Raw genomic sequence first — 14,532 nt, 5'->3', positions numbered from 1 at the left:
GGCTCAATGAAAAATTCCGTTTGGTGCCAAATTCAATTGAGTGATCTGCTCAGGCGAAAAGCCGTGCCGAAGTAGTTCGAAGTCTTTCAATTGCACTTGAGATTTTTGGCCTTCGCCAATCAATTCCTCATCGTCAAAAACAGAAACGATGTACCAATCTTTAACTGTTGTTTTCATTGACCAAAGTAAAGTGTATTACAGCCCTAATGGATATGGTGAGCCCACCAAAGCGGTTGAAATTGATAAAAGTGGTAGTATCGTAAACAAGTTTGCAACAGAGGCTAAGTACTACGCACATGGTATGCTAGAAAGCTTTACCTTTGGTAATAACGCGACGCATTCAATGAGTATTGACCCAATCAGTTTAATGCCAAAGACCATTAAAGATACACTTAATAATAATGATGTGGTCAATTTAACCTATGGCTTTGACAACAATGGCAATGTCACCAAAATCATAGATATGGTGCAACCAGGGTTTAGTCTGACTAGTTTGGTGTATGACGATTTAAACCGTCTGACCAACGTGTATGGTGGTAATTTAATTGGTAAAAGTACCATTACTTATGACGGGCTGGGCAATATTGAGACGTATAAAAGCAAAGACACTGACCTAGCATATAGCTATAACCGAGCTAATAACCGATTAAGCTCTATCACCGGCACTGGCACGAGCGGCAAATATGGCAATATTCAATACGATGCACGCGGTAACATCAAACACAATGGAGCGTTTGGGCTTAGTTATAATGCTGCCAATCAAATGGTATCAGCGCAAGGAAATACCTTTTTATATGATGGGCATAACCGTCGAGTTAAGCAGGTTGAAGCCAAAGGCACGAGTTATAGTTTTTACAGCCAAGACGGTACCTTATTGTATCGTGAAAAAGGCGACACATTAACTGGAGAAGGCATCAATTATATTTACTTAGGGGAAAAGCTTATTGCTAAAACTGGCAATGTTATTCCAATCTCAACGGCAGATAGCCGCCAGCACTATCGTCCGTTTGGTGAAACGTTAGAGGAGGCAAAGGACGATGTAGGCTATACGGGACATAAGTTTGATAAAGAACTTGGTCTAAGTTATATGCAGGCACGATACTATGATCCAGTCATAGGGCGTTTCTACTCTAATGATCCAATTGATGCTTATTCTCATTTAGATACTGAGAATGGTATACATGGCTTTAATCGATACGCTTATGCGAATAACAACCCCTATAAATATACTGATCCAACAGGAATGAGTTCATATGGCGCTCAACGAATGTCAGTGACCATGGCTCCAAATTCAAAAGCAGCGAAAGCGAATCATGCTTCATACACTGCTCCAAGATCAGGTAGCGATACTGTTAAAATAGCCGCAGGAGCTGCTTTAGCTGCTACTGGAAATATTCCTTCAGGTGTTATTTTAATGGGTGAAGGTCTGTCTGGGGAGTCTTTATCTAAAGAAGTAGCATCTGCAATTACAGGTGATCCCAAACTTGCTGAAAATCTAGCAACTACCGGAGATTTCCTCACTGGAGTAAAAGGTGTTTCAAACGCCGGGAAAAATATTCTGAAAAATATTGGTTCGGGTACAGGCAGTATGACAAAGAGCGCTATTGCGGCAGGGGGAGAGAGTGCAGTTTTGGCGAATGATGTAAATGAAGCTGTTACTAAAAAAAATCAAATTGAAGAGTTAGATAAGTGATAGTTAACTTACTGAAAGATTATTTAAACATAGGTTTTTCATTTGTGCTTATGATTGTTATGGCTTTTTTGATTATACAAGGTTTTGTCGCTGATCATAAGTATACATCCGGCTATGTTGAATATTTTGAGTGTTTTAAAGATGTTAAAACTGAATCAACTTATCAATATAATTTAAAACTGAAAAATGATGATAGGTTCAGGAATAGAATCAAAGTGCCTTGCGAAACAATTCCTGATATCTCAAAAGGAGACTATGTATCAATTGAAAGTATAGGTCACATTTTCACCCAAATAACTATTGAGGACGTTGAACTATTTGATAAAGCCTCATTGGAGAGACGAAGTAGTGGTGTCAATTTTATTTTTATTTTGCTATTTTTATTAGCTATTGGAGACTTGGTATACAGGTTGTATTTTAAAAAGCGCATAAAGAATCAAAGAAATCAGATAAATTGATTCAGATATTTTAAAGGTTAGCTCAAATGCTAACCTTTTTTATGTGTTGATTTTGTTCGGAATGACCTGCCAACTTACTTTGGATCAGCTGCTGGTTTAAGTTGGAATGCCTGCTGAAAGTGATTGGATTTTGCACTATAAAGAACTTGGTCTAAGTTATATGCAGGCACGATACTATGATCCAGTCATAGGTCGTTTTTATTCGAATGATCCGGTTGATGTCATAGGACATATCACTCGTGGTAATCCAGTTCATGGCTTTAATCGATACACTTATGCGAACAATAATCCATACAAATATGTAGACCCTGATGGTGAGTTCGCCATATTTGGAGCAATCTTGGGAGCTGGAGCTGATTTTGGTATGCAAATGGTATCGGCTATGGGGTCAGGTCAAAGTTTTGGAGAAGCTTTAGATAATGTAGATTATGGTAGCGTAGCCATTTCAGGTGCTCTTGGCGCTGTAGGAGCGCACGGAGCAAAAATGTTAGGTGGTGGTGTTTCTGGTTCCATGAAAGTAGCAAAAGAAACTGTCAAAGTAGAAGGTAAGGCGGCTAGAATAGCAGTCGGAACTGATGGAGCAGTAAAAGTTGGTACTGTAGGTGCTATTAAGGCTGGTCAAGACGGTGAAAATATAGCAATTGGAGCTGGCAAAGAGGTTGTTGATACATTGTCACCAATTCCTGTGGCAGATAAAATTGAAGAAGGGGTAAAAGAATTATTTACGCCTGAAGAAAAAGACAATTCGGGGCAATAAGTAATGAGTAATTATTTTAGTAAAGTCATATTTGACAAGGTGTCAATTTTTACAGCTATAAAAGTAATAATATCAAACCTACTATGGCCTTTAGTGGTAATTGTAGGTTTGACAGTTGCCTTTTCTGGAGACTTTACATGGGCAATGAGAGTAACAATTGGCATTGGAATAATGCTGGTGTTAATTATTTTAACTTTGCTAGTTACGCTAATTGTTTTCCCTATATCTATCCGTACAGAAGACAAAAAACAAGAGTTCTATTCCAAATCTTCTGCTGATAGAGGTAAAGATGTAGGGGAGTATATTTCTGGCTGGATATAGCAATATAGCTAGTTTACTTTTGAATCCAAAGCCTCGCACTCTGACCTAGGAAGCGGGGCTTTGTTTTGTCTGGGTTAGGTGGCTGAGGTTTGTTTTCAAGGCTGGTTGAACTGATTTGAATCCAACCAAATCATCTCGCACTCGCGGGGCTTTGTTTTTTCTGACTGTTGTGGCTTTTAGTTTGTTTTCAATGCAAGCTGAGAGGCTCAATGAAAAATTCCGTTTGGTGCCAAATTCAATTGAGTGATCTGCTCAGGCGAAAAGCCGTGCCGAAGTAGTTCGAAGTCTTTCAATTGCACTTGAGATTTTTGGCCTTCGCCAATCAATTCCTCATCGTCAAAAACAGAAACGATGTACCAATCTTTAACAGTTGTTTTCATTGACCAAAGTAAAGTGTATTACAGCCCTAATGGATATGGTGAGCCCACCAAAGCGGTTGAAATTGATAAAAGTGGTAGTATCGTAAACAAGTTTGCAACAGAGGCTAAGTACTACGCACATGGTATGCTAGAAAGCTTTACCTTTGGTAATAACGCGACGCATTCAATGAGTATTGACCCAATCAGTTTAATGCCAAAGACCATTAAAGATACACTCAATAATAATGATGTGGTCAATTTAACCTATGGCTTTGACAACAATGGCAATGTCACCAAAATCATAGATATGGTGCAACCAGGGTTTAGTCTGACTAGTTTGGTGTATGACGATTTAAACCGTCTGACCAACGTGTATGGTGGTAATTTAATTGGTAAAAGCACCATTACTTATGACGGGCTGGGCAATATTGAGACGTATAAAAGCAAAGACACTGACCTAGCATATAGCTATAACCGAGCTAATAACCGATTAAGCTCTATCACCGGCACTGGCACGAGCGGCAAATATGGCAATATTCAATACGATGCACGCGGTAACATCAAACACAATGGAGCGTTTGGGCTTAGTTATAATGCTGCCAATCAAATGGTATCAGCGAAAGGAAATACCTTTTTATATGATGGGCATAACCGTCGAGTTAAGCAGGTTGAAGCCAAAGGCACGAGTTATAGTTTTTACAGCCAAGACGGTACCTTATTGTATCGTGAAAAAGGCGACACATTAACTGGAGAAGGCATCAATTATATTTACTTAGGGGAAAAGCTTATTGCTAAAACTGGCAATGTTATTCCAATCTCAACGGCAGATAGCCGCCAGCACTATCGTCCGTTTGGTGAAACGTTAGAGGAGGCAAAGGACGATGTAGGCTATACGGGACACAAGTTTGATAAAGAACTTGGTCTAAGTTATATGCAGGCACGATACTATGATCCAGTTATAGGTCGGTTCTATTCTAATGATCCTGTTGATGCTGCAACATTTATTAGTCAAGGGAATATTCAAGGCTTTAATAGATTTGCATATGCCAATAACAATCCGTATAAGTATGTTGATCCTGATGGTAAAACTCCAATTGAACAGATTGAGCAAGCTATAAAAGACTCTAAGTTAATTGAGACTGGAGGAGATCAAGAAAAAGCTCATGAAATGACTAATCAAGAACTGGATAAAATGGGAGATGCAGCTCTCGAAGGTCACTTAATTATGGCACCAAGTGTTGCAGGAATAAAAGTCGCGGGAGCAATAGCTAAATCTGATAAAGTTAAAGATGTGGTCGAGGCAGCATCCACTGCTGTTGAATTTGGTGCCCAAGTAGTTACTGTTGTTACATCTTTAACAGGGAATCCTTCGGGAGACGTTTCTAAGCCTGATAGCTTGGGTTCTGGTCGCGGCCCCAAGGCTAGGGCGGAACTAAAAGTTAATACTAAGCGAATAAAAACTAGTGTGTTAAGAAATTTGGGAGACAAGAAGTCTCAATAATGAGACTTCTAAAGTTCACAGGGGAGCATTATGCTGAAAAAGTTACATAAAAAGTTAATTGTGTTGGCTGTACTTATTCTTATTAGTGCCGCCCTTGTGACAACATTTATTACTCAATGGCAAACCTTAAATAGCTTTTTTATCTTCATCTTAATTTTGTTAATCCTTTTTTTTCTAGCATCTCTTTTGGGTTTGAAATTAAATAGGTCGTTAATTTCACAGGTAACTTCCATTGGTACAGAATTGGAACCAGCAGATTTAGAGATTGAGTTTGAACAAGGTTTTTTAAACGGTTACGTGCAAAAACTATCCATAGAAAGTCATGAAAAGGGCTTACTGCTTTTTCTCAAGTACTCCAAATCAAAAAAATATATTTTGATCCCATGGTGTGAGGTGCAAGGTTGCACTTTTTCAAATGAAGATAATTTACTATGCATTACATTTTTTCAGATTGATGTAAAATTATATGTTAATTCATGTGGTATATTAAAATCAGCTATCGAAAAAGAGATTTATTCCAAATGATTTTTTTATTATTTTCGCTGTTGTTAATTAATATAATAGTGACTTGTATGGTTGTAGCTAGTGATGTCCTTGATGGATTTCAAAAAAAAGCACAAGCTTTTTTAATTTGGTTTTTGCCCTTTTTTGGCGCTGTCGGTATCTTTATATTTCTATATACAGAGAAAAAAAACTCAACTCATAAAGTTACGTTTGAAAATAATTCAAAAACGGTTGAGCCAAAAAATGAGCATTTTGGAGATTGAAATAAAGGAGAAGCTAAATAAACATTAAAATAAAAAAAGGACACCTACCCAAAGTTGAACAAGATAAAGGGGTTAGGTCTTGCGTTTTGCACTCAACTGACCCAGCAAGCTCTAATATTTGAACCCAAAGCCTCGTTCTAACCTAGAAACGGGGCTTTTTCGTTCTGATGGGATTAGCTGGCTTGTATTTGAATACTTGTTGACAAGGCTTAATTGATCTAACCCGCCTTGAATCCAGCAGAGTGCACGATTCAACATATATTTGCGGTCTGCTTTATGTTTCTCAAAAAAGTTTCAAACTCATAAATCAAGTCGGAGTGCCAAATCTTATAGAAATAGACCTCGCTTAATTCATTTTTATAAAGAACAGTAAATATTCAAACTTACTGGTTTGTACAATGATTAACGTGTTTGGCAGATTTGAGTGTCAGTCATGGATGATAATTATTGGTACTCTGGCAGCAGACATTGGTTTTTTAGGAAGGTTTGGAATGGAATTTACAGGTGTATATTCCGATAATATCTGTCTAGTTATCGGTTTAAATTCTGCCTCATTGCCAAATCTTTTCTGCCAGTACTACCAGTAAAGACTGCCACCGTAGTGGTGCTACCAAAGCTTCAATTTTTACGTTTCGATATTTGCTTTAATTTCTTACTGCTGCGGATTTAGGTGATAAGACTAGAGATAAGCCACGTTAAGATATCAAAAATAAAGTTTAAATACAAAAATAGCCTTTATGATGTGTTTTTGGGTCTAACGTCTCATAAATAATAATTGCCACTTTTCGCGCGCACTTTTTGCATTCACTATTAAGGGCTTGTATCAATTGTTATTTATAATATCGTTGTACAATGATTCGCAAAATACTTAAATTTAAGCTGATTAAGTATCTACTTTTAAGTTGTTTGTGACAGAGCGCCTCGTTTCTTGAAGAACTCCCCTAAATAGACTACAACTGAACTAATTACTGAATTTTATTTACATAAAGTTAAATGAAGAAGGTGATGAAAATGACTTGGTTCTGATGAAGTTTACAAGCGTTGAATAACGCCAAAACACAAAAGCCATGAACGAATCCATGGCTTAGGGTTGAAATCAAAGTTTGGTTGCGATGATTTACCTCTGAGTCTAGATCCTTTCTTGTGCATGTCAACCTGCTATTGGAAATTATGGCATAGCGCCGTACTGCACGCAGGAAATTATATAACTATTTAGGTGCTCAGCACACTTACATAGGGATATACCTTGCTGGTACCTAATAACTTCTCTCTATGAGGAGATAGGCTATGTTGTCAGAGCAAACTATCAGACAAATTGTGCACAACAAATTTGTCCAGCCAACATTGAGTTCTCGTCAAAATGCAGCAATGAATCATTGCTCTCATTTTACCGTCAATGAAATGCTTAAACGGTTTGAACAAAGCAAGTATTCAGCAAGTGAAATACTTGAAATGGATGATGATCAAATTTATGCGATATTTCATCCCGTCTCTTTGGCTCGACGCTCGTCTAAACGACCACCACCCTATGACGACATTCAAAGGGAAGTACTGAAACGAAAAGGTAAAACTCTAACCGTCCTGTACTTGGAGTATGTTGATGTTGATCCGCATACCGCTTATGGAAGAAGTCGATTTTTTGAGTTAGTGAGACACTTTTTGAAGACCAGAAAAGTCACTATGCGTCAACGTCATTTCGTTGGTGAAGAAGCGTTTATAGACTATGCAGGAACGAGTTTAACGTATATAGAAAATAGAAAGCAAAAAACGGCTTCTGTATTCATCGGATGTTTGGGGGCATCAAATAAACTATTTGCCTACGCTACCACTGGCCAAACAACCCAAGATTGGGTAGCAGGTATTCGAGAAATGTTAGCGTACTTTGGCGGTGTTCCCCAAGTTATTGTCATTGATAATGCAAAAGGGTTGGTCAAAAAAGCTGGTAATCCGCCAAAACTTGTCCGCACAGTAGACGATTTAGCTGAGCACTTTCATTGTCTTATCCATGCCTGCCGTGTAGGGCATCCACAAGATAAGTCGTTGGCTGAACAGGGGGTCAAGTTTATTACCCAACGTATCTTGCGTGTAATGAACTCGGATTTTACATTTTTTAGTTTGGATGAACTGAATCAACATTTAGTGTCCGAAGTAGAAAAACTCAACGCGCTCCCCCTGCAAAATACAGATACCAGCCGTAACCAGCTTTTTGAGCAGCTTGATGGTCCCGCTTTAAGCCCGTTGCCGAAGACACCTTTTAATCCAATTATCAACGAGTTCATTAAAACTGTACCGCCTCATTATCATATTCAATTTGATGGTCATGACTATTCAGTACCTTATGACCTTTGTGGTGAAAAAGTCACTGTTCAGGTTTATCGAGAGAAGCTAAATGTTTTTTATAAACACAAGCTCGTTACTACCCACCTGTTATCAGCCAGTGATGGTTGTACAACTTTACCTAAGCACATGCACCCGTCACATCATGCAGACTTGCTACATGGTAAAAGCTACTTTCTGGCGTGGGCGAAAGACGTTGGCATTTATTCGCATAAGCTGTTTAAAAAGCTCTACAAAGGCATCAAAAACCCTCAATCAAGAGCTATTAACACCAGAGCGAAAGGGATTAAAAAATTGTGTGAACAACATGGTGCCGAGGTCTTTGAAGCGGCGTGTCGTTATGCACTAGCCCACGGTAAAGATGTTCCATGTGCTGATGAGTTAACAATGATTATCAGTGCCAAGGCTTATGAAGGATCAGTAGAAACAGAGAACTCTATCACTCATTCAAACATTCGAGGTAAGTCTTATTACGAGGATGGAGGCAATGATGAATAGTAAGCAGCTTATCGAACTATGCCAAGCATTAAGGCTAAAAGGATTTGCAGAAGCCTTAATGCAACAGTTTGAGTCTCATCAATTTGATGACGCATCATTTGAAGAGCGATTAACACATTTGTTAGTCGCTCAACAAGACTTTGAGATAAACCGTAAAATTGCTAACTTAACTGCGCGAGCGAAACTTCGCTGGCCTAATGCTAGAGTATCAGAGATTGATTATCTACTTCACCCAAACTTAAAACGTCACCAGATCCAAAAGCTAGCTGAGTGTCAATGGATCACCCACTATCAACACATCATATTACACGGTGCCACAGGCACGGGCAAAACCTACATTGCTTGTGCGATAGCAAATGAAGCTCTGCATAAAACGCATAGAGTGATGTTCATTCGCTTTCAATCTTTACTGCTTAAAATGCAAGCTGCTCACAATGAAGGTGAGTTTGAGAAGTTTCGTAATTGGGTCAAGAAAATCGAAGTATTGGTTCTTGACGACTGGGGAGTGGCTTTATTAGATAACGTTGCCCGCCATCTATTGTTCGAAATAATAGAATCAAGGGATCAGCGCTCATCATTAATTATTACCTCTCAATACCCAGTCGGCGACTGGTATGACGCATTTCAAGATCAAACCATAGCGGATTCTACTTTAGATCGAATTGTTCATGGTGCTCACATCCTGCACTTAAAGGGAGAGTCCATCCGTCGTAGACGTCGAGGCAGTCGCCACTCGAAGGTGGATAAGCCGTAACCCCGTAATGACAAATTGAGGCCAAAACGATGAAGCAAGAAAGTGAAGGTGATTACTTATCACTAGTTAATGATATTAATTATGACGAAGTTTATTTGAACCAAGTTTTTCAATACTACCATGAGCGATTCATGCACAGTGATATTGCTCAGGAATTTTTAGTTCGTGAAGAACGAGTGCCTGAAAAGCTCTTAGATAACCCGTTGATAGGGTTATGCGACCGCACCTTAGGCAGATACATTCCTAAAGCCCGAACGTTTGAAGGTGGCGCGATACGAGGCTCGTTACAGCGCTTTGGTATTCTTCGCGCCACAGGCCACGAACTGTTTCGTGGCTGTGTCATCTTCCCTAGCTTTGATGATGACGGGCACATAAAGGCAGCGGTTGGGTATCGAATTGCTGAGCGCATCCGATACTGGGATGAAGTCATTGTTTATTGGAAGAAACCGAAACCTGATGCGTTTGAAAAGCTGGCAATGAAACGAGCTAAGGAATTAATTTGTGGAAAAACCTAAGTCACGTCGTATCTGGCGATGCGTGAAATATTATCTAAAGATTTGCCTAGCGAAAGGTCAAAGTAGCGATACCATTCGGGGCAAGTACTCGGGTTTGAAACGCTTCTATATCTGGTGCTTGCCTCAGAACGTTCGTTATATCGACGACATTAACCTCGAATTGATGGACGACTACATCGAATACCTGAATAGCTATCGCAAGCCTTTAGATAACCAACCTCTTTCTAAAGCACAAAAGCGTAACCTAGTGACCTTCGTAAAAACCTTTGTTAAGACCCTTTACATGAAAGAAGTTTTAGCCAAGCACTCGTTGGAACACTTAGAATTACCAAGCCGTGGACGTCAACTACCCAAGGCTATTTTTAGTGTTGAAGAAATAGAGCGGATACTGAAACAAACTTTAGTGTTTGGTATTCGAGGCTTTCGAGATCGCGTGATACTGGAAACCTTCTTTGCATCAGGTATTCGTCGCACTGAATTATCTTTTCTCGAACTGGACGATGTTGATTTCGCAGAGCGCTTGTTACGTATCAATCATGGTAAAGGTGATAAAGAACGCATTGTGCCAATTAGTCTACAGGCATGTGAGTGGTTAGCACTATATATCGCCAAAATTCGTCCTAGGTTTACGTTTGTTGGGTCAACTAACGTTCTGTTTCTTGATAACCAAGGTAAACAATATCGGCCTAATAAATTGTCAGATATGGTATCAGGTTACGTGAAGTTGGCTGGCATCAACCGACAGGGGTCTTGTTACCTATTTCGTCATGCTACCGCGACAACCATGTTGGACAATGGTGCTGACCTTCGCCACGTCCAAGAAATGCTGGGTCACTCTAGTATCAATACGACACAGATATACACCTTCGTCAGTAGAAACAAACTGACTGCCGTATACAAAAACAGCCATCCATCAGCACAAAAAAGTAGCGGCTTGTTCAAGTAAGGGTATCAAAGTAATGGCTTGTCGCTACACCTGAAATAACGTAAATTAAACAAAGGCTTGTTTGCTACGTTCTTTTTAAATTCAACCTTCTGTTTTTGCATCGGTGCGTCCCTTGTGGATCGTAGATCCGATTACTGTATATGCAGGCACGATACTATGATCCAGTCATAGGTCGTTTTTACTCGAATGATCCTGTTGATGTGATGGGTCATATCGCTCGTGGCAATGCCGTGCATGGATTTAACCGTTATGCTTACGCAAATAACAATCCATATAAGTATGTTGATCCTGACGGTGAGTATGGTCAATTTGTTTTAGGCGCTTTTATTGGTGGTGTTGCCGAGGCTATTACACAGATTGCAAGAGATGGAAGTGTAAGCAACTGGGGGGAAGTAGGGAAGCAAGCTGGTATCGGTTTCATATCTGGCGGTACGGGTGGTGCTGCTGGGAACTTGGCTCGAAAAGCTATAGGTGCATTAACAAAACCAGCGTCTGGAATGGGGTCTGGTGCATCTAAAGTATTAACAGAAGGATTAAGTGGTGAAATTTCTGGTGGCGTTACAAGCGCAGTAAGTAATACTCTAAATCAACTGGATAAAACAGGTACAGTTGATGGAGGACAAGTTCTGGAAGCTACAGGGAAAGGTGCAGGTCTTGGACTAGTTGCTGGAGCTGGTGCAGGGAAGATGCAAGCAAATGGATCTCAAACTTCATTCGGAAATGCTAAAGCAGTCCCCATGTTTAATAACTCGCAACCCGGAGCAACTTTAGGTAACGTTGTAGGTAACTCTACAAACGCGGTTACTTCTGTGGCAGATACTGTCATGACGAATTGTAAACAAGATGGAGGCTGTTAAAGTTATGACTAAAAAGCAACTAATCCTCCAGTATGTTTTCTATATACCTATTGCAAGTGTACTGGGAATTGGTGCAATTACGTGCCTATTTTATTTTGGTTATGGTTGGAGTATTGAATATGCATACTCATGGTTCAAAGTAGCTTCAATGTTTATAGTGATTCTATTTTACATTTTTAATCTTAATGTACTGATTAAAGTGCTGAAAAGAAAAAATGGGTCGTAGTTTGAGACATTAAAAAATATTATTTTGAATCCAAAGCCCGTAGATACGGGCTTTTTTGTGACTGCAATAAAATCGACTATACTGTAACTGTCTGTATATATTAAATTTTTAACTCGGTTACAGTGGAACGTATATACGATTACTGTATATGCAGGCACGATACTATGATCCAGTCATCGGGCGTTTTTATTCGAATGATCCGGTTGGTTTTACTGGTGATATAACGACATTTAATCGCTACTCTTATGTGGGCAACAACCCTTATTCATATACGGACCCAACAGGTACGACTCGCTGGAAAGTTAATTTTGGCTTGAAGGCTGTTGGTATTACTGGTGGTGCTTTCAACATTGAAGCAAGCTTTGATGATGAGACATTTGAGTTATCTGTCTCTGCTGGAGGTTCCGTAAGAGCAGGTGGAGAGGTTGGAACTGATATTAGTTTTACCACTGAAAAAAGTTCTTACAAAGGTAACACTGCATCTGCGAAGGCGACTGCTGATGTTAGTTTGGGTCTGGGCGAAGAAACCGCTAAATATGAAGGTGAATACTCAACGTCATCAGGTGGAAAACATGGAGGTTGTCTCGAAAGCGCCCTGAAAATAGATTCAAACGGAGTTAACCTTGATCCTAACCTTGGTGTTAGTGTTGGTGTAGGTGGACAAGGTGAAGTTAATATATCTATACCAGATACAATTAATAACGTTACAAATGCCATAAGTTCTGCGGCTAAAGCTGTCAGTGAAGCTGTGGACAAATGTATGGCTAACCCCGGAACAGCGTGCTAAATATGTTTAATAACAATAAATGGTTTTTCATCATAATGCTTATTGGTGCATCTTTATGGAGCATGTACCTCGTTTCTTTAATCATAGAAGGAATGGAGACAAGAGAATGGCCTGAGGTAACAGGGACTGTAATCTCGTCGAAGGGGCAAAGAATAGATCACAACAAAGAACGTTACATTTTAGAAATTGAATACGAATATGCCGTTGATGGAAAAAGCTATTCCAGTCAAAGAGTATCGTCTTCAAAAAAAATGCTAACCCTATCTGAAAAGGATGAGCTTCTTAAGCAATATAAACCTCAAAGTAAAGTTAGTGTTTATTATGATCCTGCTAATCCAAGAGATGCATACCTAATTAGTGGGTTAGATAAAGGGGTTCTAATTTTGTTTCTTGCATGCATTGGCCTAGTGTTCTTTTCAGGTTTTAACTTAAGACGATTAACCAGAAATCGGAATACTTAATTTTGAGACGATTAACCAGAAATCGGAATACTTAATTTTGAATCCAAAGCCTCGCACTCGCGAGGCTTTGCTACAAATTAAACTAGGCGATACTTTTAATATGACATCGCTGTTGCTTTTTCTACAATTTCTTTCCATGAAGCATCATCTTCAATAAAGCTTCTTAGAGGAATTCCTTTTCCTTTAATTTCGGGCCAAAGTGTATAACCATTTGAAAGGTCATCGACTAAAGAGTTGTCATACACCCAAACACCTATATCGGCATTTTTTTCTTTAAGTTTTGAGATAAAACTTTTTGCATGTGACAGACCTCCGCCAGATCCCTGAAATGAGATATTTCCTTTGGACATTACATACCATTCACCATTGGCTCTTGATTCAATTACTACACAAGGTAAGTTGTAATGAGTGGATGGGTTTCGTTCTATCAGAATAGACACTAGAGGTTTCTCTATATCATCCAAAGCACTAGGAATACCATAGCGTGCATCGAAAGTTCTAAACTTTCTAGCTTTATGAACCTCTGTGTCTTCTTTTAATTGCGGTTCGGGTGATTCATCATTGCCATTCAGCTTGATTACCTTATCAATAGTATTTGCAAAATAACTTGCCAATACCCCCAGTCCAAAATCAGTCGGAGTCATGAAATTCCTTATTAATAAATTTAAAATCAAAAAAACTAATGCCCTAACATCACTGCCCTGAGCAATAGCTATGATGCTAGAAGATAAGCCCACAGACATTTTCTAACTCAACTTTGCATATGGATATAAACACAGTGGTTTTCAAGTGAGGAATACAAAAAATCACAAGCGATGCTCAGCTAGTGCGAGATGATTTGGTTGGATTCAAATCAGTTCAACCAGCCTTGAAAACAAACCAAAAGCCACTAGGCCCAGAAAAAACAAAGCCTCGCGAGTGCGAGGCTTTGGATTCAAAGTGCTCAAGTAGCAAAAAGTTAATGTGTTTGAATTTCAGTAAAAACCTTTTGTCTTAACTCAAATCCTGCATTTGCAATAGCACCTTTAGCTTTAGTTAAGAAGTCTTCTGCACCACTTGATAGCTCAAATTGAGATACAACTTCAATAACAATGCTTTTACCATCGGCTTTGGCATATGAATCATAAATTTCCCCACTTTCTACAAAGCTAAGGTAAGTATTTATCTTTTCTTGTAGAAGTAATAAGTGCTCGTGCTCATCTTCCCAACCTAAATGATCTGTAATGGTTAGAACAACTTCTTCTGCATCATTAATACTAATTGCATCAACTACATCTGAATCTAAAACAGACATA

At 39.1% G+C, this 14,532-nt stretch carries 16 protein-coding genes; 14 read left to right on the top strand and 2 right to left on the bottom strand.

The genetic code is table 11. The features are described 5' to 3' along the window. Nucleotides 1-148 precede the first annotated feature (148 nt). From R3P39_RS13115 to R3P39_RS13050, 14 genes are all read left to right on the top strand, one after another. The gene (locus R3P39_RS13115) at nucleotides 149-1,693 is read left to right on the top strand and encodes an RHS repeat-associated core domain-containing protein (protein WP_336567991.1); all 1,545 of its coding nucleotides are present in this window, start codon (nucleotides 149-151) and stop codon (nucleotides 1,691-1,693) included. Next, nucleotides 1,690-2,151, top strand: coding sequence for a hypothetical protein (locus R3P39_RS13110; protein WP_336567990.1), 462 nt, complete (start codon nucleotides 1,690-1,692; stop codon nucleotides 2,149-2,151). Before R3P39_RS13115 ends, R3P39_RS13110 begins: the two co-directional genes overlap by 4 nt. A gap of 106 nt (nucleotides 2,152-2,257) precedes the next feature. Continuing rightward, the gene (locus tag R3P39_RS13105) at nucleotides 2,258-2,908 is read left to right on the top strand and encodes an RHS repeat-associated core domain-containing protein (protein WP_336567989.1); all 651 of its coding nucleotides are present in this window, start codon (nucleotides 2,258-2,260) and stop codon (nucleotides 2,906-2,908) included. A 3-nt stretch (nucleotides 2,909-2,911) separates the two neighbouring features. Continuing rightward, nucleotides 2,912-3,229, top strand: a complete 318-nt coding sequence (locus R3P39_RS13100; protein WP_336567988.1) for a hypothetical protein — start codon at nucleotides 2,912-2,914, stop codon at nucleotides 3,227-3,229. A gap of 351 nt (nucleotides 3,230-3,580) precedes the next feature. Continuing rightward, nucleotides 3,581-5,089 carry an RHS repeat domain-containing protein gene (locus tag R3P39_RS13095; protein ID WP_336567987.1) on the top strand — a complete coding sequence of 503 codons (1,509 nt, stop codon included), beginning with the start codon at nucleotides 3,581-3,583 and terminating at the stop codon, nucleotides 5,087-5,089. Nucleotides 5,090-5,119: 30 nt separating this feature from the next. Next, nucleotides 5,120-5,614, top strand: a complete 495-nt coding sequence (locus tag R3P39_RS13090; RefSeq protein ID WP_336567986.1) for a hypothetical protein — start codon at nucleotides 5,120-5,122, stop codon at nucleotides 5,612-5,614. Beyond that, a complete protein-coding gene (locus tag R3P39_RS13085; protein ID WP_336567985.1) occupies nucleotides 5,611-5,856 on the top strand; it encodes a hypothetical protein in 246 nt (81 codons plus the stop codon). Before R3P39_RS13090 ends, R3P39_RS13085 begins: the two co-directional genes overlap by 4 nt. 1,287 nt (nucleotides 5,857-7,143) lie before the next feature. After that, nucleotides 7,144-8,691: an IS21 family transposase gene (gene istA, locus R3P39_RS13080; RefSeq protein WP_336567983.1), complete on the top strand. Its 1,548-nt coding sequence runs from the start codon at nucleotides 7,144-7,146 to the stop codon at nucleotides 8,689-8,691. Then, nucleotides 8,681-9,445 (top strand): IS21-like element helper ATPase IstB, encoded by a 765-nt coding sequence (istB, locus tag R3P39_RS13075; RefSeq protein WP_336567982.1) that lies wholly within the window; start codon nucleotides 8,681-8,683, stop codon nucleotides 9,443-9,445. The genes istA and istB overlap by 11 nt, the downstream gene beginning before the upstream one ends. A gap of 29 nt (nucleotides 9,446-9,474) precedes the next feature. Further along, nucleotides 9,475-9,960 carry a hypothetical protein gene (locus tag R3P39_RS13070; protein ID WP_336567981.1) on the top strand — a complete coding sequence of 162 codons (486 nt, stop codon included), beginning with the start codon at nucleotides 9,475-9,477 and terminating at the stop codon, nucleotides 9,958-9,960. Further along, nucleotides 9,947-10,906: a tyrosine-type recombinase/integrase gene (locus R3P39_RS13065; RefSeq protein WP_336567980.1), complete on the top strand. Its 960-nt coding sequence runs from the start codon at nucleotides 9,947-9,949 to the stop codon at nucleotides 10,904-10,906. The genes R3P39_RS13070 and R3P39_RS13065 overlap by 14 nt, the downstream gene beginning before the upstream one ends. A 140-nt stretch (nucleotides 10,907-11,046) precedes the next feature. Beyond that, a complete protein-coding gene (locus R3P39_RS13060; protein WP_336567979.1) occupies nucleotides 11,047-11,763 on the top strand; it encodes an RHS repeat-associated core domain-containing protein in 717 nt (238 codons plus the stop codon). Between the two features lie 374 nt (nucleotides 11,764-12,137). Beyond that, on the top strand, nucleotides 12,138-12,776 hold the full coding sequence (locus R3P39_RS13055) for an RHS repeat-associated core domain-containing protein (protein WP_336567978.1): 639 nt from the start codon (nucleotides 12,138-12,140) through the stop codon (nucleotides 12,774-12,776). A gap of 2 nt (nucleotides 12,777-12,778) precedes the next feature. Further along, nucleotides 12,779-13,237 carry a DUF3592 domain-containing protein gene (locus R3P39_RS13050; protein ID WP_336567977.1) on the top strand — a complete coding sequence of 153 codons (459 nt, stop codon included), beginning with the start codon at nucleotides 12,779-12,781 and terminating at the stop codon, nucleotides 13,235-13,237. 95 nt (nucleotides 13,238-13,332) lie between these two features. Here the strand turns inward: R3P39_RS13050 and R3P39_RS13045 are convergent, their stop codons facing one another. Together R3P39_RS13045 and R3P39_RS13040 are read right to left on the bottom strand one after the other, a co-directional pair. Then, nucleotides 13,333-13,974 (bottom strand): hypothetical protein, encoded by a 642-nt coding sequence (locus R3P39_RS13045; RefSeq protein WP_336567975.1) that lies wholly within the window; start codon nucleotides 13,972-13,974, stop codon nucleotides 13,333-13,335. 221 nt (nucleotides 13,975-14,195) lie between these two features. Beyond that, nucleotides 14,196-14,531, bottom strand: a complete 336-nt coding sequence (locus R3P39_RS13040; RefSeq protein WP_336567974.1) for a DUF6572 domain-containing protein — start codon at nucleotides 14,529-14,531, stop codon at nucleotides 14,196-14,198. Nucleotide 14,532: the final 1 nt, after the last annotated feature.

Origin of the sequence: Pseudoalteromonas sp. UG3-2 (assembly GCF_037120705.1) — a bacterium.
GTDB lineage: Bacteria > Pseudomonadota > Gammaproteobacteria > Enterobacterales > Alteromonadaceae > Pseudoalteromonas.
Note: the sequence above shows the minus strand (reverse complement) of the source record. Positions and strands in the feature narration are given on the sequence as shown.